The sequence below is a fragment of the Oceanisphaera sediminis genome (genome assembly GCF_039539745.1).
GTDB lineage: Bacteria > Pseudomonadota > Gammaproteobacteria > Enterobacterales > Aeromonadaceae > Oceanimonas > Oceanimonas sediminis.
Window position 1 is genome coordinate 1 of record NZ_BAABDS010000054.1, and the last position, 942, is coordinate 942.

Consider the following 942-nt stretch of genomic DNA (forward strand, 5'->3'; position numbering starts at 1 on the left):
ACCGTGCACAGCCGGCAGGAGCCAAAGGCTTCCATGTTGTCGGTAGCGCACAGCTTGGGAATATTGATGTCGGCCCGGGCCGCCGCGTGCATCACCGAAGTGCCTTCGGGTACCGTGATCTCGACACCGTCGATGTTCAGGGTGATCAGGTTTTCCGACAGCCGGGCCGGCGTCCCGTAATCCTTCTCGGGATAAAAATGTTCAACCATCTTTTACGCCCCCTTCGAGTCGTTGAAGTCTTCGGGAAAATACTGGAGTGCGCTCTTCACCGGGAACGGTGTCATGCCGCCCATGGCGCACAGGGAGCCGTGGATCATGGTGTCGCACAGGTCTTCCAGCAATTCGATATTGGCGGCTCTGTTGTCGCCCTCGATGATTTTGTCGATGACCTCGACGCCGCGCACCGAGCCAATCCGGCAGGGGGTGCACTTGCCGCAGGACTCTTCGACACAGAATTCCATCGAGAACCGGGCCTGCTCGGCCATGTTGACCGTGTCGTCGAACACCACCACGCCGCCGTGACCGAGCACGGCACCGATTTTGGTGAAGGACTCGTAATCCAGCAGCACATCAAACTGCTCCGGCGCCAGATAGGCGCCCAGGGGGCCGCCCACCTGCACCGCCCGTACCGGTCGGCCGCTGCGGGTGCCGCCGCCAAAGTCGTAAATCAAGTCATTCAGGCTCTGGCCAAACGCCAGCTCCACCAGGCCGCCCTGTTTGAGGTTACCGGCGAGCTGGAACGGCAAGGTGCCCTTGGAGCGTTCATAGCCGTAATTGGCATAATAGTCGGCACCCTCGCTGAGGATGGCGGGAATGGCGGCGAAGGTGAGCACGTTGTTGACCACGGTCGGCTGACCGAACAGGCCGACAATAGCCGGCAAGGGCGGCTTGGCGCGGACCATGCCGCGCTTGCCTTCCAGGCTTTCCAGCAGCGAGGTTTCT

2 protein-coding genes are annotated in these 942 nt (G+C 61.4%); both read right to left on the reverse strand.

Going from position 1 to position 942, the window contains the following annotated elements; translation table 11 throughout:
* Positions 1 to 209, reverse strand: a 209-nt coding sequence (locus tag ABD827_RS17775) for a 2Fe-2S iron-sulfur cluster-binding protein (protein ID WP_344966037.1), incomplete at its 3' end; no start/stop codon positions are given.
* 3 nt (positions 210 to 212) lie between these two features.
* Positions 213 to 942, reverse strand: a 730-nt coding sequence (locus tag ABD827_RS17780) for an NADH-ubiquinone oxidoreductase-F iron-sulfur binding region domain-containing protein (RefSeq protein WP_344966038.1), incomplete at its 5' end; no start/stop codon positions are given.